This is a genomic window from Brucella sp. JSBI001, assembly GCF_026014005.1.
Lineage (GTDB): Bacteria > Pseudomonadota > Alphaproteobacteria > Rhizobiales > Rhizobiaceae > Brucella > Brucella anthropi.
Genome location: NZ_CP110339.1, coordinates 2,550,995 through 2,575,248, shown reverse-complemented (window position 1 = coordinate 2,575,248; position 24,254 = coordinate 2,550,995). Strand labels below are relative to the sequence as shown.

Below are 24,254 nucleotides of genomic sequence, written 5' to 3'. Positions count from 1 at the left end.
ATCCGCATTAAACATGTATTGATGTCATAGGCTTGTGACGTTTCTTTCTTTCTATGAAGTTGTGTTATCGTTCCCGCGCATAAGCTAAACCGGGCTAAGGATAACCCAACACCGCAATTCTGCGGCACCTCAGAGGAAGAAAATGGCGAAAGCGAAATGGCAAGTCTATGGCGAGATAACCGGCCCCGTCATCATGATCGGCTTTGGGTCGATCGGGCGCGGTACCCTGCCGCTGATTGAACGTCATTTCAAATTCGACAAGTCGCGCATGGTCGTGATCGATCCGAGCGACGCCAATCGCAAAATCCTCGATGACAAGGGCATCCGCTTCATCAAGGAAGCAATCACCAAGGACAATTACAAGAAGGTTCTTGGACCTCTCTTGAAAGAAACGGAAGGCCAGCCTTTCATCGTCAATCTTTCGGTCGATACCGGATCACTCGATCTGATGCGTTACGCCCGAGAGCATGGCGCGCTTTATATCGACACCGTGGTGGAGCCTTGGCTCGGCTTCTATTTCGATGAAGACGCAGACAATGCCTCGCGAACCAACTATGCGCTGCGCGAAACGGTTCGCGCTGAAAAGCGCAAGAATCCCGGCGGCACGACCGCAGTTTCCTGCTGCGGTGCCAATCCGGGCATGGTCTCGTGGTTCGTCAAGAAAGCGCTCGTCGATCTTGCGACTGAACTGAAGCTCGATTTCACCGAACCGGCAGCGGATGATCGCCACGGCTGGGCGAAACTGATGAAAAAAGCCGGCGTCAGGGGTATCCACATCGCCGAACGCGATACCCAACGCGCAAAAGAGCCGAAACCTTTCAACACATTCTGGAATACATGGTCCGTCGAAGGGTTCATCGCCGAAGGCTTACAACCGGCAGAGCTTGGCTGGGGCAGCCATGAAAAATGGATGCCCAAGAATGCCCGCAAGCAGAAGAAGGGCAACAAGGCCGCAATTTTCCTTGAACAGCCGGGCGGCAATACCCGTATTCGTACCTGGTGTCCGACGCTCGGCGCGCAATATGGCTTGCTCGTCACCCACAATGAAGCGATCTCCATCGCCGATTTTTTCACGCTGCGCGACAAGAAGGGCAAGCTTGATTTCCGCCTGACCTGTCACTACGCCTATCACCCGAGCAATGACGCCATTCTGGCTCTTGACGAAATGTTCGGCGCAAGCGGCAAGGCGCAACCCGTGCAGCATGTTCTGGAAGAGCATGAAATTCTGGACGGCAGTGATGAACTTGGCGTGCTGCTTTATGGCCACGACAAGAATGCCTATTGGTACGGCTCGCAGTTGACCGTAGAGGAAGCGCGCAAACTTGCGCCTTATCAGAACGCGACTGGCCTGCAGGTTTCCTCAGCCGTTCTGGCGGGTATGGTCTGGGCGCTGGAGAATCCGCGCAGCGGCATCGTCGAGACCGACGAGATGGATTACCGCCGTTGCCTTGAAGTCCAGATGCAATATCTGGGTCCGTTGAACGGCTATTACACTGACTGGACACCGCTGGAAGGTCGCGGCCATCTGTTCAAGGAAGACCTCGATACCAAGGATCCGTGGCAATTCCGGAATATTCTGGTTCGCTAATCAAGCTGGCCCGGCTTCGACCGGGCCATTCCATGAGGAATATGTGCGTTTATCGATATTTGCCCGCAATACGATAAGGCTGGCTGTAAGCCGGTTTCCTGATCTGATGGCTCTGATCTGCGGACTTCTGGTCTTGCCCTGGATTCTAGGTGTGCCGGGGCATCCCAGCCAGACGGTGCAGTTTGGATGGACGATCGGGCTAATCTCGATTGTCCTCTATCTCGCTCTCTACCAGTTAACGAAATCCATTGCCTCCATGGTCTCGTTCAAGAACAGTACTGCGCTCAAGCACTATCTTCGTCGCGCACTTTCAGCATCGTCGGTGATCGTCGCCGTCATGATGTTTATATCGGCAATGCTGATTTTCGGGTCGTGACAGCGAAACGGAAAGATCGGGCACAGCCTTCCACTCTGCGCGGCGATCTTGCATCATTGTCAACAAATCGACAGGCGGAGGCCCATTCCTCACAATGAGGGCTTGTTTTCGTGCAAGTTTCAATACATCAAACTAACCATCCCCGAGCGGTTCCAATCAGCACGGAATCGTTGAAGCCGCTCTAAATACTTGGTTTTACGCATTTCAGACGCCAGCCATTTCGCAGTTCTGGCCCGAAAATGCTTTAATGGAGAGCATGGATATGAAACGCTTCCGCATCATTGCCCCTCTTGCAGTCATGTCGCTGGCGTTGGCCGCGTGTGAAACGACTGGCCCGGTCGGCGGCAATGTCCCGACTGTATCCCGCGCCCCTGCCGGCATCGAAGGCAGCTGGGTCGATCCAAACGGCATCGTCTCGTCGTTCAACGGCGGCATTTTCGAGACCCGCTCCACCGACACAAACGAAAAGCTTGCCGAAGGCAACTACCGTTACCAGTCGCCGCAGCTTGTCGAGATCGACATGCGTTCCATCGTGCGCGGCACGTCTTCAAAAGTGAACTGCGCACTTGTTTCTCCGACGCAGCTCAACTGCACGTCGTCGTCGGGTTCGCGCTTCTCCCTGACGCGTCGCGCGGCAGCATAAGCACCCGATATCTTGCGTAAGTTTCAGATATTTACGGCGCGAAAAACATTCGCGCCGATAGAATTGCGCCAGCGGCAATTGTCAGGATTGTAATTTGTCTTTTTTTCTCTAGTTTTCCGGCTGAACAGGAGTCGGAAGATGAGTGAGATGGATAAAGTGCAGGAGAAGCCCAGCCAGACAACCAAAACTGAGGTGCAGGCAAAACTGCCCAAGGTCGGTGTTCTGCTGGTCAATCTCGGCACACCGGATGGCACGAGTTACGGCCCGATGCGCCGCTATCTGGCCGAGTTTCTCTCGGATCGCCGCGTCATCGAATGGCCGCGTCTTATCTGGTATCCGATCCTTTACGGCATCGTTCTCAACACTCGCCCGAAGCGTTCCGGCAAGCTTTACGACCGCATCTGGAACCGCGAGAAAAACGAATCTCCGCTGCGGACCTATACGCGCGCGCAGGGCGAGAAGCTTGCCAAGGCGCTTGCCGACTATCCGAATGTGGTCGTGGACTGGGCAATGCGCTATGGCCAGCCCTCCATTGAAAGCGTGACCGACCGTCTGCTGCAGCAAGGTTGCGAGCGGATCGTCATGTTCCCCCTCTATCCGCAATATTCGGCAACGACGACCGCGACGGTGAACGACAAGTTCTTCGAAGCGCTCATGAAAAAGCGCTTCCAGCCAGCGGTGCGCATCGTCCCGTCTTACGAGACGGAACCCGTTTACATCGAAGCACTGGCCCGCTCCATCGAGAAACATCTGGAAACACTTTCCTTCAAGCCGGAAGTGGTCCTCGCATCCTATCATGGCATTCCGAAAAGCTATTCGGACAAGGGCGACCCCTACCGCCAGCAATGTCTTGAAACATCGCGCCTGCTGCAGGCCCGGCTGGGCCTTGATGACAGCCAGTTTCGTTCCACATTCCAGTCGCGCTTCGGCCCGGAAGAATGGCTCCAGCCTTATACCGACGAAACGGTGGAAGAACTGGCCAAGCACGGGGTCAAGTCGATGGCCGTTCTCAATCCGGGTTTCGTGGCCGACTGTCTGGAAACAGTTGACGAGATCGGCAATGAGGCTGCTGAAGAATTTATGGAAAACGGCGGCGAGAATTTCAGCCATATTCCTTGTCTCAACGACAGCGAAGACGGCATGAAGGTCATCGAGACACTGGTGCGCCGCGAATTGCAGGGATGGGTGTAAGGCAATAGGCGATTAGGGCAGTATGTTTGCCGCGCTAAAGCATCTATTGTCATATTGCCCTACTGCCTTAATGCCTTAAAAGGGAAACAATCAATGACCGGTTTCGATATCACGCTGCTCATTCTGGCCGCACTGGTTCTGGCAACGCTGTTTGCCGGTATCAAGACCGTGCCGCAGGGGTTCAACTACACAGTCGAGCGGTTCGGACGCTATACGCGCACCCTCAATCCCGGCCTCAATCTGATCGTGCCATTTTTTGACCGTATCGGCGCGCGCCTCAACATGATGGAGCAGGTGCTTGATGTGCCGACGCAGGAGGTCATCACCCGTGACAACGCCATTGTCGGCGTTGACGGCGTGGCTTTCTATCAGGTGCTGAACGCAGCACAGGCAGCCTATCAGGTCGCGAACCTGCAATATGCGATCCTCAATCTTACGATGACCAACATCCGTACCGTCATGGGTTCGATGGATCTCGACGAGCTGCTGTCGAACCGCGATGCCATCAATGATCGTCTGTTACGAGTCGTCGACGAAGCTGCCCATCCGTGGGGCCTCAAAATGACCCGCGTGGAAATCAAGGATATCAATCCGCCGGAAGATATCGTCACCTCGATGGCGCGCCAGATGAAGGCAGAGCGTGACAAGCGCGCGCAGGTTCTTGAAGCCGAGGGCGACCGCAACGCGCAGATTTTGCGCGCCGAGGGTCAGAAGCAGTCACAGATTCTCGAAGCTGAAGGCAAGCTGGAAGCGGCCAAGCGCGAGGCAGAGGCACGCGAGCGCCTCGCGGAAGCCGAAGCGAAAGCCACCACCATGGTTTCCGATGCCGTTGCCAACGGCAATGTACAGGCGCTTAACTACTTCGTTGCACAGAAATATACGGAAGCTCTCAGCAATATTGCCAGCGCCAAGAACCAAAAGGTCGTGCTGATGCCGCTTGAGGCGAGTGCCCTTATCGGCTCGCTCGGCGGCATTGGTGCAATTGCCAAGGAAGTCTTTGGTGATGGCAGCAGGCCGGTAGACCCGGCACCGCAGCCGCCGACCCCTTCCCGCCCGCGCAGCGTTCCCTCCGCAGGGCGCTAAAGCTGCTCAAAAAAGAAGAGAGGGCGCCATGATTATCGAATTTCTGTCCGGCCTTGGCATATGGAACTGGCTCGTTTTCGGGCTGATCCTGCTCATTCTGGAAATCTCGGCGCCCGGCTTCTTCTTCATCTGGTTCGGGCTTGCAGCACTTGTAACCGGTGCGCTCGCCTTTCTCTTGTCTTCGACGACAGGGTTTGGCTGGCAGTTTCAGACGGTTGTGTTTCTGGTTCTGGCCGTCATTTTCGTGCTGGTGGGGCGTCGCTTTTTTGGCTCACGCAGCACCGATGCAGACGAGCCCTTACTCAATCGCCGCGGTGAACAGCTGGTCGGCCAGCGCGCGACATTGACCGAACCGATCATCAATGGTCGCGGGCGTATCCGTATCAACGATACGATGTGGCGCGTGAAGGGCCCTGATCTGCCAACCGGAACAGAAGTCCGCGTTGTGGCTTTTGATCCGGTCTCGCTGGAGATTGAAGTGGCAGAATAAGGCAGTAGGGCAATATGTCTGCCCTACAAAATATAATGCCTCAATACTCTATCAAGCAGCGCCGATCCGCAGCAGGTCGTGGAAATGCACAAGCCGATCGGGCGTCCGGCCTCGGTGACGATCAGTGCGCCGATGTGATTTTCATTGATGGTGTTGAGTGCTGCCGTCGCCAGCATGTTCTGGTCAACCGTCTTGGGCTTGCGTGTCATGACGTCGTCAACCGCCAAAGCCGCAAGGTTTCGGCTCAGATTGCGCGATATATCGCCGTCTGTGACGATGCCTGCCAGATCACCACCACCGTCGACAACCACAACACACCCAAAACTCTTCTGCGCCAGAACCTTCATCGCGTCCGGCAGAGAGGTGCCCACTTCCACCAGCGGGAGGCGTTCGCCGCGATGCATGATATCGCGGATATGGATAAGACTTGCCCCCAACGAACCACCGGGATGAAATGTCTTGAAGTCACTCGGGGTGAAGCCGCGCGCTTCCAGAAGTGCTATTGCCAGCGCATCACCGATGGCAAGCTGCATCATGGTTGAGGTCGTGGGTGCCAGACCATGCGGGCAGGCCTCGGCAGTTTTCGGCAAGAGCAGCACGACATCCGCAGCACGACCAAGCGCAGAATCCTCACGTGAGGTGATCGCGATCAATGGAATGCGGAAGCGCTGCGAATAATTGACGATCCCCTTCAATTCTGCCGTTTCACCCGACCATGAAATGGCCAAAATAACATCGTCGCGGTCGATCATGCCGAGATCGCCGTGATTGGCTTCCGCCGAATGAACGAAGAATGCCGAAGTACCGGTCGAGGCAAAAGTAGCAGCGAGCTTGGAGCCGATATGGCCGCTCTTGCCGACGCCCGTAACGACCAGACGTCCGCGCGAGGCGACGATACGCTTCACCGCTTCGACAAAGGGGCCGGAAAGGCCGTCATTCAGCGCTTCTTCAAGCGCTGCGAGGCCCGCATTTTCGGTCTTTATGGTGCGCAGCGCCGAAGCAATAGTCGCTTCCGCATCTGCCGGAGGGATGATCTGATCGAGCTTTTCCATGGCGGCAAGGGTTAACTTTTTCACAGTCGGTTGTCCAAACATTTGTGCAGCGAGCATCGCCATGAATTCAGCCGCAGCAACCAAGAATTAACCATGTGCCTTTACCGTTCATCTACCACGTTGCGACGGTTTGAAAACACGACATGCTATTTGCCAAGACCCCTTCTGGCGGTTCGACGCCCATTGCCCGCAGGCTGCAATGCCTGTTTTTGTCGGGCGTGGCGATAGCAATCTGTCATGGTTCTGCATTTGCTCAGGAAGCCTATCTGCGCGGAAGCGTTGCCGAGGACGTGCTTTCAGCCTCCTCGCCGGAAACGCTCGCAAATCGTGGGCTTGCCGCCCCCGGATATGATGACGGCACCAGCGAGACGACCGACGACAGTTATACTCCGCCTGAAAACACGACAGCGGCAGACCCGACCACCACAACACAAACCGCTCCGACCGTTCCCGTGCCGCAGGACCGTCAGCCGCTTCGACCCGACAATATTCGTGTTGGCTCGGTCGATACCGACGCAAGCGACGAAACGGGCCGGGCACAGCGCGAAAATCTCCGGCAATCGCCCGAGCAGGGGCGCAGCTCCACGCAGGAAGCCGATCCGTTCGCGCCGGTCGGCATTCGCACCGGTTCGTTTATCCTGCGACCGTCGCTGGAACAGGGTATCCGTGTCACGACCAACGGCGACAACAGCGCAAGCGGTTCCAGCGCCGTTCTCAACGAAACCACGTTGCGGCTCAATGCACAGTCGGACTGGGCGCGCCATCAGGCAACACTCGATGCTTCGGGCACATGGGCCAAGTCCATTTCGGGCGAAGACGTTTCCGAACCGCAGGTCGATATTCAGGGCAAACTGCGTTTCGATCTCGGTGATCAGACGACCGTCAACACTGGCGCAGGCTATCGGCTGCGCCGCGAAAGCGCGTCAAGCCCGAACGGGGTCGTCGGCGCATTGCAACGGCCTCTGGTTCACACACTCAATGGAAGCCTCGGCGTCGAACGAGACATGGGCCTGATCTTCGGCAGCGCAACCGGACGGGTCGAGCACAATATTTATGGCGATGCGGAATTGTCCTCCGGCGGCACGGTCAGCCAGAAGGATCGCGACAACACCTATGCCAGCATTACGCTGCGCGGCGGTTTCAGCTTGTCCCCGGCAATCAAGCCCTTCACTGAAGTTGAGCTGGGCAAGCGCATCTTCGACGAGAAGGTAGACAGCAACGGCTATGAACGCAGCGGATCACAATTTGCCCTGCGTGGCGGTATGATGCTGGATATGGGCGAAAAGCTGAACGGCGAATTCGCCGCCGGTTACATGCGCGCCAACAGCGATGATTCTCGTCTTGGCGACATCAGCGGACCGTCGATCAATGCAGCGCTCAACTGGTCACCGCTACGCGGAAACGATGTAACCCTCTATGCGCAGACAATGGTCGATACTTCGACCACGCCCGGCATTGCAGGGTCGCTCCTGCATTTTGCCAGCCTCGATGTGACGCACCGCATACGTTCAGACCTGAGCCTCAATGGCAGGCTCGACGCGAATATCCGGCAGAACAAGGATGGCACCGGAACCGACTACACGATCGGTGCGCAGATCGGGGCAACCTACTGGATCAACCGGTTTGTCGGGCTGGATGCGCGCCTGCGTCACGAATTCCTGACAAGCAAGATTTCCGATCGCGAATATACCGCCGACAGCGTCTATCTCGGCGTGAAGGTGCAGCGTTAGAGCATGTCTCCCGAAAGCGGGAACCGGCTTCGGATAAAGACATGATTGAAAACAACAGATAGAGCATTTCCAATGATTCAATCAAAACAGGAAATGCTCTAGTGTGGAGATAGGACAGCACCCCTTTCGGGATGCCGTATTATCGTGAGTTTAAGCGAGCCAGAACAGAATACACGCCATGCCGAAGCCCAGAAGCCCGATAAGGGTTTCCAGAACCGTCCAGGTTTTCAGCGTTGTCTTGACGTCCATATTGAAGAAACGACCGACGAGCCAGAAACCGGAATCGTTGACGTGGGAGAGCATGACCGACCCAGCAGCAAGGGCGATCACCACCGCGGCGGTCTCAAGTCCGTGATATCCGGCAGCCTGAACGGCAGGCTGGATAAGCCCGGCAGCCGTTATCAGCGCTACCGTTGCCGACCCCTGTGCTACGCGCAAAATCGTTGCGATCAGGAAGCCTGCCACGATGACAGGCAGTCCTGTATCGGCGAACGCATTTGACAAGGCGTCGCCAATGCCGGAAGCACGCAGAACACCGCCAAACATGCCGCCTGCGCCCGTAATCAGGATGATGGAACACACCGGACCGAGCGCCGAATCGAGAATGCGTTCGACGCTGGCTGCATCTCTGCCGCGCCGTGGCCCGAGCACATAGGATGCCACCAGCACTGAAATCAGGAGAGCAACCGGCGTCGATCCGATCATTCGCGCCAGCTGATACCAGTTTGCATCGGCACTGACCCAGCCTTGCGCGCGGGCAAAATCGAGCCCCGTATTGATGAAGATCAGAACCAGCGGCAGCAGAAGCAGCAACATGACCAAGCCGGAACTCGGAGGATTGACAGCTTCTTCTCCGTTTTTCCCGGCATCAAAACTATCGGGGATCGGAAGTACGATCTTCTTGCCGATCCATGCACCAAAAAGGTGCCCGGCAATGAACCAGACAGGTATGACGACCACGATCCCGACGAGGATGAGAAGCCCCACATCTGCACCCAGAAGCTCGGATGCGGCCACCGGGCCCGGATGCGGCGGCACGAAAACGTGCATCACCGAAAAGGCCGCTGCGACCGGAATACCGTAGAGAAGCAAGCTTCCTTTAAGGCGCCGTGCGACGGTGAAGACCACGGGAAGCATCACGACCAATCCCGCATCGAAAAAGATAGGGAAGCCGAAGATGAGCGACGCGATGCCAAGCGCCATAGGCGCGCGCTTTTCGCCGAACCGTCGGATGAGATCGTCGGCCAGTGCCTGTGCGCCACCGGATATTTCAAGCAACCGGCCCAGCATTGCGCCAAGACCGACCAGAAGTGCCACCCCGCCAAGGGTTGACCCGAAGGCGGAAGTGATTGTCGTCAGAATATTGCCTGCCGGGATGCCGGTCGCGAGCGCCGTCAAGAGGCTGACGATTATAAGCGCTACGAAGGCATGGACACGAAACCGGATGATGAGCAAAAGCAATAATAGAACAGCGCCCACCGCGATCGAGATGAGCGCGCCTGCACCCATCGTCTGCTGGAATTCCTGCATGCTTTATTCCTTATGAGGGGGAGGAACCTGTTTGACCGATTGCACCCAAAAGATGTTTCACACTTTTTTGGGTACGTACTAGGCCAAAAGCCTATTGTCATTGTCAAAAAAAGCAAGTTTCACGGAAATAATACCCGCGACCATAAAAAAACGCCCCCTTTGCAGGGGGCGTGACCAGAGATTTGACTGGTTATATCAGGCTGGTTTGATGGTGTTCAGCAGATTGCCGATCGAGCTTTCGACGGAAGGCCGAATGTCGTTGCGCCACAACGCAAAGGCAACGTTGGCTTCAATGAAACCAGCCTTGGAGCCGCAGTCGAATGTCAGGCCCTGATAATCGAAGCCGAAGAATTTCTGTGCGTCGGCAAGCTTCAGCATGGCATCCGTCAACTGGATTTCGTTGCCAGCGCCCTTTTCCTGCTTGCTCAGAAGTTCGAAGATTTCCGGCTGCAGGATATAGCGACCATTGATGTAAAGATTGGAAGGCGCCGTGCCCTTGGCAGGTTTTTCAACCATCTGCGTGATTTCGAAACCGCTGCCGATGGCTTCGCCCTTGCCGACGATACCGTATTTATGCGCTTCTTCCGGGTCGCATTCCTGCACGGCGATGACGTTGCCGCCGGTCTTTTCGTAAAGCTCGACCATCTCCTTCAGGCAGCCCTTCTTCGACTGCATGACCATATCTGGCAGCAGGAGAGCGAAGGGTTCATCACCGACGAGCTCACGAGCGCACCAGACTGCATGGCCAAGACCGAGCGGCACCTGCTGGCGGGTGAAGCTTGTCGTTCCCGGCTGCGGCTGGATATCCTGAAGATGCTCCAGTTCCGCCTTCTTGCCGCGCTCTGCGAGCGTGGAATAAAGCTCAACCTGCGCATCGAAATAGTCTTCGATGACCGCCTTGTTGCGCCCGGTGACGAAAATCAGATGTTCGATACCAGCTTCGCGCGCCTCATCGACCACATACTGAATGACGGGCTTGTCGACGACCGTCAGCATTTCTTTGGGGATGGATTTGGTGGCGGGCAGGAAGCGGGTGCCAAGACCTGCAACAGGGAACACGGCCTTGCGAATTTTTCGGATCGAACTCATTCCTCTCCTCGATTTCACTATTTCAGATTTACTATCAAAGCATTGAAACGACTGAATTTCAAATAAGGCCTTTTCATTAAAGAACGACGAAATTGCGTGACCCATCCCATCACATTCAATGACCCGACCTTAATGTTGCTTGATTCAAAAATTTTTCGAAACTTTAGCGAATTTTAAAGCAAGGCCGCGATGGTAAACCAATTGCTAACCGACAGGTTCTAAATTGAACGTTCAACGGTTCGATCCGGAATTTTCTGCTGGCTCAAATTCAACACAGGATGGTATTAATTGAATAATGCAATCCGGAGCGGGCAGAATCCAGGTCGAAGGGAAACGCGCCGGTATCGGCTAAATTTGATTGCAGAAGGGAAACACAGAATGCTGCGATTTCCATTCACGGTGGGCCAGACGATGAAGCTGAAAGCAGCTGCAACGGTTGCGATAGCTGTGCTCGCCTCAACGCTGACGACCGGTTCCGCACTGGCTGATGCGAAATTTCGCCAATGGGTCGCCAGTTTTCGCCCTGTCGCCATAAATGCAGGTGTTTCGCCTTCCACGTTCGACCGCGCATTTCGCGGCGTGGATGCGCCAGACCCGGTCGTGCTGCAGAAGGCCCGCTATCAGCCCGAATTCACCGAACCGGTCTGGAACTACGTCGATAACCGCGTGAACGAACATTCCGTTTCGGTCGGCCAGAACATGGCGCGCAAATGGGGTCCGTGGCTCCAGCGCATCGAACAGCGTTTCTCGGTCGATCGCAATATCCTGCTCGCCATCTGGTCGATGGAGAGCAATTACGGCGAAATTCTCAAGCGTGATGACGTCATGCGCGATGCCGTCCGTTCGCTGGCAACGCTTGCCTATGCAGACCAGCGTCGCGCCAAATATGGCCGCACACAGCTGATTGCTGCAATGAAGATTCTCCAGACCGGCGATATTGACCGCGGCCATCTTTCCGGTTCCTGGGCCGGTGCGCTCGGCCACACACAGTTCATCCCGACGAGCTATCAGGCTTATGCCGTCGATATGGATGGCAATGGCAAGCGTGACATCTGGAATTCGATCCCAGATGCGCTGGGCACAGCGGCCAACCTCCTGCATCGCAATGGCTGGCAGCCAGGCCGTAGCTGGGGTTACGAAGTAGCACTGCCGCAAGGACGCAAGTTCCCTTCCGGCTCACTCTCGATTGCCGAATGGCAGAAGATCGGTCTCGTTCGTGCCAACGGACGCGCCTTCCCCGATCCGAGCGAAAAAGCAACACTGAAAGTGCCGGATGGCCGTCAGGGGCCCGCCTTCCTGATGACAAAGAATTTCTTCGTCTTGAAGCGCTATAACAACGCCGACAAATACGCACTTGCTGTCGGCCTGCTTGCCGACCGCATCGGCGGCTATCAGGGACTTCGTCAGGACTGGAATCGCCCATTCACGCCGATTACCATGGACGAGAGGCAGGAATTGCAAACGCATCTGAAAGCGCTCGGCTATTATGACGGCAATATCGATGGCAAGATCGGCTCCACTTCGCGGGCGGCAATCGAAGCCTTCCAGCAGCGCAACGGACTTCAGCCGGACGGTCATCCGAGCAAGGAAGTTCTGTCGGTCCTGCGCCGTCGCTAGACTGTCGGGTTAAATTATCAAATGGGGCGCGCTTCTGATCAAGTGCGCCCCATTTTGTTTTTCCAAACAGCCAAGCTAATATACAGGCCATGAAGGCAAGACTGATGCGCGAAAATCGGATTGGGAGACGAATGGTGAACGCTGCTGGCGTCCTGCTGGCAGTCGCAGCTCTGCTGTTCTCAGGCATCGTCACGGCTTCTGCACAGGAACGTCCGCGCACGCTTTTCGATCTCTTGTTCGGCTCGCGGCAGGCACAGCCACAGCGCCAATATCAGCAGCCCGCTCCACAACGCGCCCGGCCAAAGGCGAAGCGGCCCAAGACCACCTCTCCCGCTTCACGACCGACGCCACCACCGGCTGCGACCCCGGCAGTCGAGTTCGTCGAGAAAAAGCCAGATGCCAAAAAGGTTCTTGTTGTCGGTGATTTCATCGGCAACGGTCTGGCCGAAGGCCTTGATGTTGCTTTCGCGTCGGACCCCGATCTTCAGGTTGTAACCCGGATAAATGGCTCCTCCGGCTTTGTGCGCAACGATCATTTCGACTGGCCCGACAATATCGGCAAGATACTGGACGAGGAGAAACCGGCTGCTGTCGTCGTGATGATCGGTTCCAACGACAGACAGGCAATCACCGAGAAAGGCTTAAGTCTGCCAGCCCGATCCCCGGAATGGAATGAAGAATATCAAAAGCGCGTCGCCGCCTTCATCAAGGTGATCAACGACAAGCATTTTCCTCTGGTGTGGATAGGGCAGCCACCCTTTCGCCCGAAAGGCATGTCGCAAGATATGCTGGCGCTCAATGAAATCTATCGCACCGCCACCGAGAAGGCGGGCGGAAAATTTGCCGATGTCTGGGATGGTTTTGTCGATGAGGATGGTAATTTCACCCAGACCGGCTTCGATATTAACGGTCAGACCGCGCGTCTGCGCGGCAATGACGGCATCAACATAACTTCGGCAGGCAAGCGCAAGCTCGCCTTCTATGCGGAAAAGCCGCTTCGCGCCTATCTCGGCGGTGCAAAGGAAGAGGACCAGCCCCTGCCCGCGGCAGGCACGCATGACCCGTCCAAGCCGGTTGATCGCGTGGCACCGGTCAGCATTCGGGACGTTGATAAGGACGAAAGCGGCGTTTTGCTTGGTGGCAACATCACAGCGCGTCCGCAAGCCACACGGCCAGCCCGGACTGAGAGCAAACCTTCACCCGGACGAGCGGACGACTTTTCCTGGCCACAAAAGAGCTCAAATCCCTAAATTATTGCCGCTCCTCAATAGGATTGAGCTATCAGCTGATTGATAGTCCGCGCCTTTCTCTATCCGATATGATTCTAATTGCTACATTCTGCGCTGTTCACAGGAGCGTTCGCATCGTCTATCAGAAGGCGCCGTCTGCCTGAAAAGGCTGGACAGGAAGGGCGCTTTTCCTCGCGCGAGCGGGAGTAGTTTCCAGCGTCCGCCAGAAACAAGAGGCGTTTGAATGAATATCGCATCAAAGCCTTCTGTCGATCCACATCGGGAGGAGGAACCCCATCTTGCACGCAATCTGTCCAACCGACACCTGCAGCTGATCGCCATTGGCGGCGCCATCGGCACCGGCCTTTTCATGGGTTCGGGCAAGACCATTTCGCTGGCAGGCCCGTCGATCCTGCTGGTTTATGCCGTGATCGGCTTCATGCTGTTCTTCGTCATGCGCGCATTGGGCGAAATCCTGCTGTCCAATCTCGAATATCGCTCCTTTGCGGATTTCGCAGGCGATTACCTAGGGCCGTGGGCACAGTTCTTCACCGGCTGGACCTATTGGCTTTGCTGGATTGTGACCGGTGTGGCCGACGTGGTTGCCGTTTCGGGCTACGTCTCGTTCTGGTTCCCGGAACTGGCGCTCTGGATACCGGCGCTCGGACTGATCTTCACGCTTCTGGCGCTCAATCTGCCGACCGTGCGCAATTTCGGTGAAATCGAATTCTGGTTTGCCCTCATCAAGATCGTCGCCATTGTCGGGCTGATCATCGCGGGCGTGTATATGCTCTCGACCGGCTTTACGCTTCCGAATGGAAGTCAGGCATCGGTCGCCCATCTGTGGAACCATGGCGGGTTCTTCCCTAATGGCTTCCTCGGCTTCGTTGCCGGTTTCCAGATCGCGGTTTTCGCCTTCGTTGGCATCGAGCTCGTTGGCACCGCCGCCGCTGAAACCAAGGACCCGGAGCGCAATCTGCCCAAGGCAATCAATTCCATCCCGATCCGCGTGGTACTGTTCTATCTCGGTGCGCTGTTCGTCATCATCACCGTCATTCCGTGGGATCAGGTCGACCCGAATTCGAGCCCGTTCGTCGCCATGTTCTCGCTCGCCGGTCTCGGCATCGCAGCCCATGTCGTGAATTTCGTCGTGCTGACTTCAGCAACGTCGAGCGCAAATTCCGGCATCTACTCGACCTCGCGCATGATCTACGGCCTTGCCACTTCCAAACTCGCGCCGAAAGCGCTCGCCAAACTCAACAAGCGGCAAGTACCGGTCAATTCGCTGTTCTTCTCGTGCGTTTTCCTGCTCGCAGGCGTGGTTCTGCTTTATGCTGGCCAAAGCATCATCGAAGCCTTCACCATCGTCACGACGATTTCGGCGCTGCTCTTCATCTTCATCTGGTCGATCATTCTGGCGTCTTACCTGCAATATCGCCGCAAGCGCCCGGACCTGCATGAAAAGTCCACATTCAAGATGCCCGGCGGACGCGCAGCCGTCGTGATGGTCTTCGCTTTCTTCGCCTTCATTCTCTGGGCGCTGGCGCAAGAGCCGGACACTGCAGCCGCGCTGAAAGTCACGCCGCTCTGGTTCGTGCTTCTCGCCGTCGCGTATCTGGTGATGAAGTCGCGACGCAGCCAAGGCTAAAAACAAAAAGCCCGCCAATCTGGCGGGCTTTTCATTTCTTTGGGTCTCTCTTAGCGCGGTAGAACGGAACTACCCATCAAATCAGCATCGATGGCGTGCGCTGCCTGACGGCCTTCGCGGATTGCCCAGACAACCAGCGACTGGCCGCGGCGCACATCACCGGCTGCATAGAGCTTGTCGACATTGGTGCGGTAGTCACGCTCATTGGCCTTGACCGACTTGGAGCCGCGACGGTCGGTCACGATGTCGAGCTTTTCGCCCAGTTCCTTGACCACGCTGTCTTCTGCCGGTCCGGCAAAACCGATTGCGATGAAGGCCAGATCGGCCTTGATGAAGAATTCCGTTCCGGCAATCGGCTTGCGCTTTTCATCAACCTGACAGCACTTCACATGGGTGAGGCGGCCGTCTTCGCCGATGAACTCCAGCGTTGCCACCTGAAACTCGCGGGAAGCACCTTCCGCCTGGCTGGAAGAGGTACGCATCTTGGTCGCCCAATAAGGCCAGACGCTGAGCTTGTCTTCCTTTTCCGGCGGCTGCGGACGAATATCAAGCTGAGTGACATTGACCGCGCCCTGACGGAACGCCGTGCCCACGCAGTCCGAGGCGGTATCGCCACCGCCGACCACAACGACATGCTTGCCGCCTGCCAGGATCGGAGCCGAAGTCCAGGCAACGGATTCGATATTTTCGCGCCCGACGCGGCGGTTCTGCTGAACCAGATAAGGCATGGCATCATGCACGCCTTCAAAATCTGCACCCGGAATACCCGCCGGGCGCGGCGTTTCCGAGCCACCGCTGTAAAGCACGGCATCATAGGTATCGAGGAGACCGCGCAACGGCTTGTCGACGCCGATGTTCACACCGCACAGGAAGCGAACGCCCTCGCCTTCCATCTGCGCGACGCGGCGGTCGATGAGGTGCTTTTCCATCTTGAAATCAGGAATGCCGTAACGCAACAGACCGCCGGGGCGGCTTTCGCGCTCATAAACATCAACCATGTGACCAGCACGGGCCAGCTGCTGCGCAGCGGCAAGGCCAGCCGGGCCAGAGCCGATGATGGCAACCGACTTGCCCGTCTTGTTGGCGGCTGGCTGCGGCACGATATGGCCGAGCTCATAGGCCTTGTCGCCCAATGCCTGCTCGACCGTCTTGATCGCAACCGGCGTATCCTCGAGGTTCAGCGTGCAGGCTTCCTCGCAAGGGGCCGGGCAAACGCGACCCGTGAATTCCGGGAAATTGTTGGTCAGATGCAGGTTGCGGATCGCCTGATCCCAATTGTTGTTATAGACGAGATCGTTCCAGTCCGGGATCTGGTTATGCACCGGACAGCCCGTCGGGCCATGGCAGAACGGAATGCCGCAATCCATGCAGCGCGCCGCCTGCTTCTGCACTTCGCCATCCGTCATCGGAATGGTGAATTCCCGGAAGTGACGGATACGATCCGACGCTGGCTGGTACTTCGCTACCTGCCGGTCAATTTCAAGAAAACCAGTTACCTTACCCATTCTCTTACTCCCCTCGGCCTGCGACCAGCGCGTGGTCGGCTTTGCCGGAAGTTGCCCTGTCTGCCGCATCATCTTCCAATGCGCTGGCATGCAAGGGCGTTGTTATCTCTCATGTGGCTAAGGGCACCCGACCCAAAGGCCGGGTTCCACTTTTCAGGATCATGTCCTATTCAGCCGCGACACCGATCCGCATACGCTCCATGTCTTCCAGAGCACGGCGGTATTCGACCGGCATGACTTTCACGAATTTGGGACGATAGCTCTCCCAATTGTCGAGAATATCTTTCGCCCGCGTCGAGCCGGTGTAATGCAGATGATTGGCGATCAGCTGCACCAGACGTTCCTCGTCATGATGGGTCATGTTGGCCGAAACGTCCACACGGCCCTTGTGCATGAGGTCGCCGCCATGGTGATGCAGCTTTTCGAGGATGTCGTCTTCTTCCGGAACCGGTTCCAGTTCGACCATCGCCATGTTGCAGCGCTGGGCGAAATCGCCTTCCTCGTCAAGCACGTAGGCGACGCCGCCCGACATACCGGCCGCAAAGTTGCGACCCGTCTGACCGATAACCACGACGACACCGCCGGTCATGTATTCGCAGCCGTGGTCGCCCACGCCTTCGACAACCGTAACCGCGCCGGAGTTGCGGACGGCGAAACGTTCGCCTGCAACGCCGCGGAAGTAGCACTCGCCTTCAAGCGCACCGTAGAGCACGGTATTGCCGACGATGATGGAGTCCTCGGCAACGATACGCGTGTCTTCCGGTGGACGGATGACGATGCGGCCACCCGAAAGGCCCTTGCCGACATAGTCGTTGCCATCGCCGATCAGCTCGAACGAGACGCCGCGCGCCAGGAACGCACCGAAAGACTGGCCAGCCGTACCGCGGAGCGTAACGGCGATGGTGTCTTCCGGCAGACCCTTGTGGCGGAAGCGCTTGGCAACTTCGCCGGAAAGCATCGCACCGGCAGAACGGTCGACATTCTTGATATCGATGTCGATCTTGACCGGCTGGCGGTCTTCCAGTGCGGGCATAGCCTCGGCAATCAGCTTGCGATCAAGGACATCCTCAATCGGGTGATGCTGACGCTCGGTCCAGTAGATTTCGTGCTTCTCGGCTTCAGGCTTGTAGAAGATGCGGCTGAAATCGAGACCCTTGGCTTTCCAATGGTCGATCATGGCCTGCTTTTCCAGAAACTCGGTCTCGCCGATAATCTGTTCCAGCTTGGTGAAGCCCATCTCGGCAAGCAAGGCACGCACCTCTTCCGCCAGATAGAAGAAGAAATTGATGACGTGTTCCGGCGTCCCCTTGAAGCGCTTGCGCAGAACCGGGTCCTGCGTTGCCACGCCCACCGGGCAGGTGTTCAGATGACACTTGCGCATCATGATGCAACCGGCAGCAATCAGCGGAGCGGTCGAGAAACCGAACTCATCCGCACCGAGCAGCGCGCCAATAATGACGTCGCGACCGGTGCGCAAGCCGCCATCGACCTGCAATGCCACGCGGGAGCGAAGCCCGTTCAGCACCAGCGTCTGGTGGGTTTCGGCAAGGCCAATTTCCCAGGGACTTCCGGCATGTTTCAGCGAGGTAAGCGGCGAAGCGCCCGTACCGCCATCATAACCCGACACGGTGATATGGTCGGCACGCGCCTTGGCAACACCGGCAGCAACCGTGCCCACACCCACTTCCGACACCAGCTTGACCGAGATATCGGCAGCAGGATTGACGTTCTTCAGGTCGTAGATCAGCTGCGCCAGATCTTCGATCGAGTAGATGTCATGGTGCGGCGGCGGCGAAATGAGGCCGACTCCCGGCGTTGAGTGACGGGTCTTGGCGATGGTCGCATCGACCTTGTGTCCCGGCAGCTGACCGCCTTCACCCGGCTTTGCACCCTGCGCAACCTTGATCTGGATCAGATCGGAGTTGACCAGATATTCCGTCGTCACACCGAAACGGCCAGAAGCCACCTGCTTGATGGCAGAGCGTTCCGGGTTCGGCTTGCCATCCGGCAGTGGATAGAAGCGATCCGGCTCCTCACCACCCTCGCCGGTGTTCGATTTGCCGCCAATCGCGTTCATGGCGCGGGCCAGCGTTGTGTGGGCTTCTCTGGAGATTGAGCCGAACGACATTGCCCCTGTCGAGAAACGCTTGACGATTTCCGTCGCCGGTTCGACCTCATCGATGGAAACCGGCTTCAGGCCGCGCTCTTCGGCGAAACGAATATTGAACAGGCCGCGAATGGTCTTTGCCTGCGCCGACTTGGAGTCGAGCATGCGTGTATATTCAGTGAAGGTCTCCGGGTTGGAGGTGCGCACTGCATGCTGCAGTCTGGCGACTGCATCCGGCGACCACAGGTGGGCCTCGCCGCGCATACGGTAGGCATATTCACCGCCAACTTCCAGCGAGGTCAGGAGAACCGGATCGCTGCCGAAAGCGTCGGTGTGGCGACGTACGGTTTCTTCCGCGATTTCATCGAGACCAACGCCTTCAATACTCGTTGCCGTGCCGAAGAAGAACTTGTCGACAAAGCCCGTCTGCAAACCGACGGCATCGAAAATTTGCGCGCCGCAATAGGACTGATAGGTCGAGATGCCCATCTTGGACATGACCTTGAGCATGCCCTTGCCGATGGACTTGATGTAGCGCTTGACCACTTCATCCTCGTCCACTTCCGGCGGGAACTCGCGACGGCGATGCATGTCGAGCAGCGTGTCGAAGGCGAGATAAGGATTAATCGCCTCGGCACCGTAGCCAGCGAGGCAGCAGAAATGATGTATTTCGCGCGGCTCGCCCGATTCCACCACCAGACCTACCGAAGTGCGCAGGCCCTTGCGGATCAGGTGATGGTGCACGGCTGCCGTCGCCAGAAGAGCCGGGATCGGAATACGATCCGGACCAACCTGACGATCCGACAGGATGACGATGTTGTAGCCACCGTGAACAGCCGCTTCGGCACGGTCACAAAGGCGTTCGATGGCGCCGTGCATACCGGCTGCCCCTTCACCCGTATTGTAGGTGATGTCGAGCGTCTTGGTGTCGAAGCGGTCTTCCGTGTGGCCGATGGAACGAATCTTTTCCAGATCGCCATTGGTCAGGATCGGCTGGCGCACTTCCAGACGCTTGCGGCGTGACGTGCCGACAAGGTCGAAAATATTCGGACGCGGGCCGATGAACGAGACAAGGCTCATCACCAGTTCTTCGCGGATCGGATCGATCGGCGGGTTGGTGACCTGCGCGAAGTTCTGCTTGAAATAGGTGAACAGCATCTTCGACTTGTCGGACATGGCCGAAATCGGCGTATCCGTACCCATCGAACCGATGGCTTCCTGACCGGTCGTGGCCATGGGCGACATCAACAGCTTGGTATCTTCCTGCGTGTAGCCGAAGCTCTGCTGCCGGTCGAGAAGGCTCACATCCTTGCGCAGCGCACGTGGTTCGACCGGATTGAGGTCTTCCAGAATGAGCTGTGTGTTGGCGAGCCACTGCTTGTAAGGGTGCTTTTGCGCGATCTGGGACTTGATTTCCTCGTCCGAAACGATGCGGCCCTCTTCCATATCGATCAGCAGCATGCGGCCTGGCTGGAGACGCCACTTCTTGACGACTTTCTTTTCCTCGACCGGCAAAACACCGGCTTCCGAAGCCAGAATGACGAAATCATCGTCCGTCACGATATAGCGCGCCGGACGCAGGCCGTTGCGGTCGAGCGTCGCGCCAATCTGGCGACCGTCCGTGAAAGCCACCGCTGCCGGACCGTCCCATGGTTCCATCAGTGCTGCATGATATTCATAGAACGCGCGGCGTTCATCCGACATCAGCTTGTTGCCTGACCATGCTTCCGGGATCAGCATCATCATCGCATGGGCAAGGCTGTAGCCGCCCTGGTGCAGGAATTCGAGCGCATTGTCGAAGCAAGCCGTGTCCGACTGGCCTTCGTAGGAAATCGGCCAGAGCTTGGAAATGTCGTTGCCGAACAGTTCCGAGTCCACCGAAGCCTGACGTGCAGCCATCCAGTTGACGTTACCGCGCAGCGTGTTGATTTCGCCGTTATGCGCAACCATGCGGTATGGGTGCGCCAGACGCCAGGACGGGAAGGTGTTGGTGGAGAAGCGCTGATGCACCAGCGCCACCGCGCTTTCGAAACGCAGGTCTTTCAGATCCTGATAATAAGCACCGACCTGATAAGCGAGGAACATGCCCTTGTAGACAACCGTACGCGCCGACATGGACACGACATAGAAGCCCTTATCGTCGCCGTCATTTTCCTGATAGATGCGGTTGGAAATGACCTTGCGCAGAACGAACAGGCGACGCTCGAAATCGTCATCCGTCTCCAGCATCGGATTGCGTCCGATGAAGACCTGAACGTGAAACGGTTCGGTTGCGGCAATATCCGGCGCCTTGGAAAGGGACGAATTGTCGACAGGCACTTCGCGCAGGCCGATAAAGGTCTGGCCTTCGGCAGCGATGACTTCCTTGACGATCTCTTCAATATGGGCACGCAATTCTGGATCGCGCGGCATGAACAGATAGCCGACGCCGTAATGACCGGGCTGCGGCAGATCGATGCCCTGGCGCGCCATTTCCTCGCGGAAGAAGCGATCCGGAATCTGCACGAGAATGCCGGCGCCATCGCCCATCAGCGGGTCGGCACCAACCGCACCACGATGGGTGAGGTTTTCCAGCATCTTGAGGCCGTTTTCAACGACCTGATGCGACTTCTTGCCCTTCATATGCGCAATAAAGCCAACGCCGCACGCATCATGTTCGTTGCGCGGATCGTAAAGTCCTTGCGCTGCGGGCAAACCCGCCGCTGTCGTTTTTCGCGTCGTTCGGTTGGGAGCGGTCGTCGCAGCTTTGACCGTTCCGTTCTGTACGTTGTGAGAAACCACATTCGATACAGATGGCGTCAAATGCGTCATCGTCATTCCCTCCGTTTGGCCCTCATCATGAGGTGCGCGATCAGTATATACCGAGATGGTGTGACAACCATCCCGCCGTTGCTTTACGTATAAAGGAAGCCTTATCGACAAGGCGTTGGACGAGGTCCCGGGCGAGCGGCAAAGCCGGTGCGAGGAACGATGTTTAGCGCCTTATTCTCATCAGGCTTGGACAGACGACACTCAGCCCACCAGAAAATGGCGCACTAGAATTCCTCCTGTCGCGGTCGGGGCGCCTGTTACCGCCAGGCTATGTGCCTGCCAGTACGGCGCCTCTTTCTGAAACTTTTCGGAGAGCGTTGTGTCGCTTCCGTCTGCATCAGCGTTTAATTGGACAGCATTGCTGTCCTAATTACGTATGACAGAATTCAAATTGCCTCACAAGATGGAAACGCAATTTTTCTCAGCAGCTTCCGTAATAAAATATCAAAAGCTGTGATTTTACTGGATTTTAATTGCGTTTAGTGGCCATTGCGTCAGTTTGGCGCGCTTTTGCCTGCCCCTTGAATGCCTAAAAAATAGGCATGTTGATGACATTTTTCGCGCAAGCCGGACCTTAACCGCTTCTGTCAGACAGGTTATAGAAACATCGACTGTGCGACAGCCCATTCAACCCATCTGGAGGAACACGTGCATTTTGCGTCAGACAATTGGGCAGGCGCCCACCCGAAAATCGCCGAGAGCCTTTCGTTGCATGCTGCAGGTTTTGCGGCAGCCTATGGCGCAAGCGAACTCGACAAGCGCGTCGAGCAGCGCTTCAACGAATTGTTCGAGCGCGAAGTGGCCGTCTTTTTCGTCGGCACCGGAACGGCCGCCAACTCGCTGGCGCTGGCCAGCGTCAACCGTCCGGGCGGCGTTTCGCTGGTGCATCGCGAAGCGCACGTCATCGAGGATGAATGCGGCGCGCCTGAATATTTCACCGGCGGCGCACGTCTGCATCCGATTGACGGCGCGCATGGCCGCATCGACCCCGAACTTCTCAAGCGCGAACTGAAGCGGTTCAATCCGGCTTTCGTTCATGCTGGGCAGCCCATGGCCGTCAGCATCACGCAGGCGACCGAAGTTGGTACGCTCTACCAGCCCGAACATATCGCCACCATTTCCAAGATCTGCCGCGATGCCGGTCTGCCACTGCATATGGACGGCGCACGCTTTGCCAATGCGCTTGTTTCGCTGGACATGACACCAGCCGAAATGACCTGGAAACAGGGCGTGGACATCGTTTCCTTCGGTGGTACGAAAAACGGCTGCTGGTGCGCCGAAGCATTGGTCTTCATGGACCCGGCCCGCGCCAAGGACCTACCGTTCATCCGCAAACGCGCAGCACAGCTCTTTTCCAAGACACGCTTTGTAGCAGCGCAATTCGATGCTTACCTGCGAGACGATCTCTGGCTGGAACTGGCACGCCACTCCAATGCGCTCGCCGCGCGCCTCGCCGGTCATATCAATGCGTCGAGCCAGATGCGCCTTGCCTGGAAGCCGGAAGCCAATGAGGTCTTCGCCATCATGAAACAGTCGGTCTATGATCGTCTGCGCAATGCCGGAGCGATTTTCTACGACTGGAACCCGCCGCATTCGGAAGTGAACCGCATCAGCGACGGCGAAATTTTCGCCCGCTTTGTGACGAGCTTCGCCAACACGGAAGAAGATGTCGACCGGTTCGCCGACTTGATCGCCTGACGCTCTTTCGTATCTGTCAAAATGAAAAAGGCGGCGCTTCAAGCACCGCCTTTTCTTATTCATTCTCAACCAAGCTTAATGCGCGGTTTTCGCCTCGATCTGCTGAGCGCTGTCGGAGCCAGCCTTGGCAACTTCGATCTTGCGCGGTTTCATCTGTTCTGGAATCTCGCGCTTGAGATCGATGTGCAGGAGACCGTTCTTGAGGCTCGCACCGGCGACTTCAACGAAGTCGGCAAGCTGGAAACGGCGCTCGAAAGCACGTGAGGCGATACCACGATAGAGAACTTCACCGATATCGGAAGCATTTTCATCCGCCTTCTGACCCTTGATCGTCAGCAGGTTGCGATGCGCTTCGATTTCGAGTTCACTTTCGGAAAAGCCCGCGACCGCCATGGTGATGCGATAGGTGTTCTCACCCGTGCGCTCGATATTATACGGCGGATAGGACTGGTTACCTTCCGGCGAAGCGAGCGTATCAAGCATGGAGAAGAGCCGATCGAAACCGACCGTGGAACGATAGAGCGGGGAAAAATCTACGTGACGCATGTATTAGCCCTCCTTTAGAGCGACATGATGCTTGTTTCAGCATGATCTGTTCCGAAGAGCGCTGAGCGCATTCGGGACCATACACGGCGGCGAAACTCCCTTATGGCGAATTCCTTGATGCCGGCGGCCCCTTCCAGGCGACCGCAAAACTCATTTGGGAATGGTTCTTTTTCATTTCAAGGCCGCGTGCGCGCGAAGCTTGCGAAACACGGGCTGTCACGCCGCGTAATAACTCCTGATCAATAGGGGCCTACATTTTGGGGGATTCGCCGCACGATGAACCCAAAATGAACATCATCTTTGGCGAGCGTTCAGCCGCTT

The 24,254-nt window shown here is 56.9% G+C and carries 16 protein-coding genes and 1 pseudogene; 11 read left to right on the top strand and 6 right to left on the bottom strand.

Annotated elements, in window-relative coordinates; all coding sequences use genetic code 11:
• Positions 1-142 precede the first annotated feature (142 nt).
• The 6 genes from LJ361_RS12145 (at position 143) to LJ361_RS12120 (ending at position 5,371) form a co-directional block, all read left to right on the top strand.
• Positions 143-1,588: a homospermidine synthase gene (locus tag LJ361_RS12145; RefSeq protein WP_010660676.1), complete on the top strand. Its 1,446-nt coding sequence runs from the start codon at positions 143-145 to the stop codon at positions 1,586-1,588.
• A gap of 43 nt (positions 1,589-1,631) precedes the next feature.
• Positions 1,632-1,964 carry a hypothetical protein gene (locus tag LJ361_RS12140; protein ID WP_010660675.1) on the top strand — a complete coding sequence of 111 codons (333 nt, stop codon included), beginning with the start codon at positions 1,632-1,634 and terminating at the stop codon, positions 1,962-1,964.
• A 262-nt stretch (positions 1,965-2,226) separates the two neighbouring features.
• A complete protein-coding gene (gene omp10 / locus LJ361_RS12135; protein WP_010660674.1) occupies positions 2,227-2,607 on the top strand; it encodes an outer membrane lipoprotein Omp10 in 381 nt (126 codons plus the stop codon).
• A 138-nt stretch (positions 2,608-2,745) separates the two neighbouring features.
• Positions 2,746-3,798, top strand: a complete 1,053-nt coding sequence (hemH, locus tag LJ361_RS12130; RefSeq protein ID WP_029376175.1) for a ferrochelatase — start codon at positions 2,746-2,748, stop codon at positions 3,796-3,798.
• 93 nt (positions 3,799-3,891) lie between these two features.
• The gene (locus LJ361_RS12125; RefSeq protein WP_010660672.1) at positions 3,892-4,881 is read left to right on the top strand and encodes an SPFH domain-containing protein; all 990 of its coding nucleotides are present in this window, start codon (positions 3,892-3,894) and stop codon (positions 4,879-4,881) included.
• Between the two features lie 28 nt (positions 4,882-4,909).
• Positions 4,910-5,371, top strand: coding sequence for an NfeD family protein (locus tag LJ361_RS12120; protein ID WP_010660671.1), 462 nt, complete (start codon positions 4,910-4,912; stop codon positions 5,369-5,371).
• Between the two features lie 51 nt (positions 5,372-5,422).
• Here LJ361_RS12120 and LJ361_RS12115 read toward each other — a convergent pair.
• Positions 5,423-6,423 (bottom strand): annotated as a pseudogene (locus LJ361_RS12115) (KpsF/GutQ family sugar-phosphate isomerase).
• Positions 6,424-6,566: 143 nt separating this feature from the next.
• On the opposite strand from LJ361_RS12115, the gene LJ361_RS12110 reads away from it, so the two are divergent.
• Positions 6,567-8,153: an outer membrane beta-barrel protein gene (locus LJ361_RS12110; protein ID WP_264811609.1), complete on the top strand. Its 1,587-nt coding sequence runs from the start codon at positions 6,567-6,569 to the stop codon at positions 8,151-8,153.
• A gap of 150 nt (positions 8,154-8,303) precedes the next feature.
• On the opposite strand, the gene LJ361_RS12105 is transcribed toward LJ361_RS12110, so the two are convergent.
• Both LJ361_RS12105 and galU read right to left on the bottom strand, forming a co-directional pair.
• Positions 8,304-9,683, bottom strand: coding sequence for a GntP family permease (locus tag LJ361_RS12105; protein WP_010660668.1), 1,380 nt, complete (start codon positions 9,681-9,683; stop codon positions 8,304-8,306).
• 195 nt (positions 9,684-9,878) lie between these two features.
• A complete protein-coding gene (gene galU, locus LJ361_RS12100) occupies positions 9,879-10,772 on the bottom strand; it encodes a UTP--glucose-1-phosphate uridylyltransferase GalU (protein WP_012093562.1) in 894 nt (297 codons plus the stop codon).
• Between the two features lie 378 nt (positions 10,773-11,150).
• Between galU and LJ361_RS12095 the strand changes: the two genes are divergently transcribed.
• The 3 genes from LJ361_RS12095 to cycA all read left to right on the top strand — a co-directional run bounded on the left by LJ361_RS12095 (position 11,151) and on the right by cycA (position 15,266).
• Positions 11,151-12,389 carry a lytic murein transglycosylase gene (locus LJ361_RS12095; protein ID WP_012093563.1) on the top strand — a complete coding sequence of 413 codons (1,239 nt, stop codon included), beginning with the start codon at positions 11,151-11,153 and terminating at the stop codon, positions 12,387-12,389.
• 104 nt (positions 12,390-12,493) lie between these two features.
• Positions 12,494-13,639, top strand: a complete 1,146-nt coding sequence (locus tag LJ361_RS12090; protein ID WP_029929777.1) for a DUF459 domain-containing protein — start codon at positions 12,494-12,496, stop codon at positions 13,637-13,639.
• Positions 13,640-13,862: 223 nt separating this feature from the next.
• The gene (gene cycA, locus LJ361_RS12085; protein ID WP_010660664.1) at positions 13,863-15,266 is read left to right on the top strand and encodes a D-serine/D-alanine/glycine transporter; all 1,404 of its coding nucleotides are present in this window, start codon (positions 13,863-13,865) and stop codon (positions 15,264-15,266) included.
• Positions 15,267-15,316: 50 nt separating this feature from the next.
• On the opposite strand, the gene LJ361_RS12080 is transcribed toward cycA, so the two are convergent.
• Both LJ361_RS12080 and gltB read right to left on the bottom strand, forming a co-directional pair.
• Positions 15,317-16,771: a glutamate synthase subunit beta gene (locus LJ361_RS12080; protein ID WP_010660663.1), complete on the bottom strand. Its 1,455-nt coding sequence runs from the start codon at positions 16,769-16,771 to the stop codon at positions 15,317-15,319.
• A 166-nt stretch (positions 16,772-16,937) separates the two neighbouring features.
• A complete protein-coding gene (gene gltB / locus LJ361_RS12075; RefSeq protein WP_264811608.1) occupies positions 16,938-21,689 on the bottom strand; it encodes a glutamate synthase large subunit in 4,752 nt (1,583 codons plus the stop codon).
• 648 nt (positions 21,690-22,337) lie between these two features.
• Here gltB and LJ361_RS12070 point away from each other — a divergent pair.
• Entirely contained in the window at positions 22,338-23,387 is a 1,050-nt protein-coding gene (locus LJ361_RS12070; RefSeq protein ID WP_043062000.1) for a threonine aldolase family protein, read from the top strand.
• A gap of 75 nt (positions 23,388-23,462) precedes the next feature.
• On the opposite strand, the gene LJ361_RS12065 is transcribed toward LJ361_RS12070, so the two are convergent.
• On the bottom strand, positions 23,463-23,933 hold the full coding sequence (locus LJ361_RS12065) for an Hsp20 family protein (protein WP_010660660.1): 471 nt from the start codon (positions 23,931-23,933) through the stop codon (positions 23,463-23,465).
• Positions 23,934-24,254: the final 321 nt, after the last annotated feature.

Excerpts from the sequence above, each read along its gene's own strand:
- LJ361_RS12145 (WP_010660676.1), top strand. The coding sequence starts at position 143 with ATGGCGAAAGCGAAATGGCAAGTCTATGGCGAGATAACCGGCCCCGTC.
- omp10 (WP_010660674.1), top strand. The coding sequence starts at position 2,227 with ATGAAACGCTTCCGCATCATTGCCCCTCTTGCAGTCATGTCGCTGGCG.
- hemH (WP_029376175.1), top strand. The coding sequence starts at position 2,746 with ATGAGTGAGATGGATAAAGTGCAGGAGAAGCCCAGCCAGACAACCAAA.
- LJ361_RS12125 (WP_010660672.1), top strand. The coding sequence starts at position 3,892 with ATGACCGGTTTCGATATCACGCTGCTCATTCTGGCCGCACTGGTTCTG.
- LJ361_RS12120 (WP_010660671.1), top strand. The coding sequence starts at position 4,910 with ATGATTATCGAATTTCTGTCCGGCCTTGGCATATGGAACTGGCTCGTT.
- LJ361_RS12110 (WP_264811609.1), top strand. The coding sequence starts at position 6,567 with ATGCTATTTGCCAAGACCCCTTCTGGCGGTTCGACGCCCATTGCCCGC.
- LJ361_RS12105 (WP_010660668.1), bottom strand. The coding sequence starts at position 9,683 with ATGCAGGAATTCCAGCAGACGATGGGTGCAGGCGCGCTCATCTCGATC.
- galU (WP_012093562.1), bottom strand. The coding sequence starts at position 10,772 with ATGAGTTCGATCCGAAAAATTCGCAAGGCCGTGTTCCCTGTTGCAGGT.
- LJ361_RS12095 (WP_012093563.1), top strand. The coding sequence starts at position 11,151 with ATGCTGCGATTTCCATTCACGGTGGGCCAGACGATGAAGCTGAAAGCA.
- LJ361_RS12090 (WP_029929777.1), top strand. The coding sequence starts at position 12,494 with ATGCGCGAAAATCGGATTGGGAGACGAATGGTGAACGCTGCTGGCGTC.
- cycA (WP_010660664.1), top strand. The coding sequence starts at position 13,863 with ATGAATATCGCATCAAAGCCTTCTGTCGATCCACATCGGGAGGAGGAA.
- LJ361_RS12080 (WP_010660663.1), bottom strand. The coding sequence starts at position 16,771 with ATGGGTAAGGTAACTGGTTTTCTTGAAATTGACCGGCAGGTAGCGAAG.
- gltB (WP_264811608.1), bottom strand. The coding sequence starts at position 21,689 with ATGACGCATTTGACGCCATCTGTATCGAATGTGGTTTCTCACAACGTA.
- LJ361_RS12065 (WP_010660660.1), bottom strand. The coding sequence starts at position 23,933 with ATGCGTCACGTAGATTTTTCCCCGCTCTATCGTTCCACGGTCGGTTTC.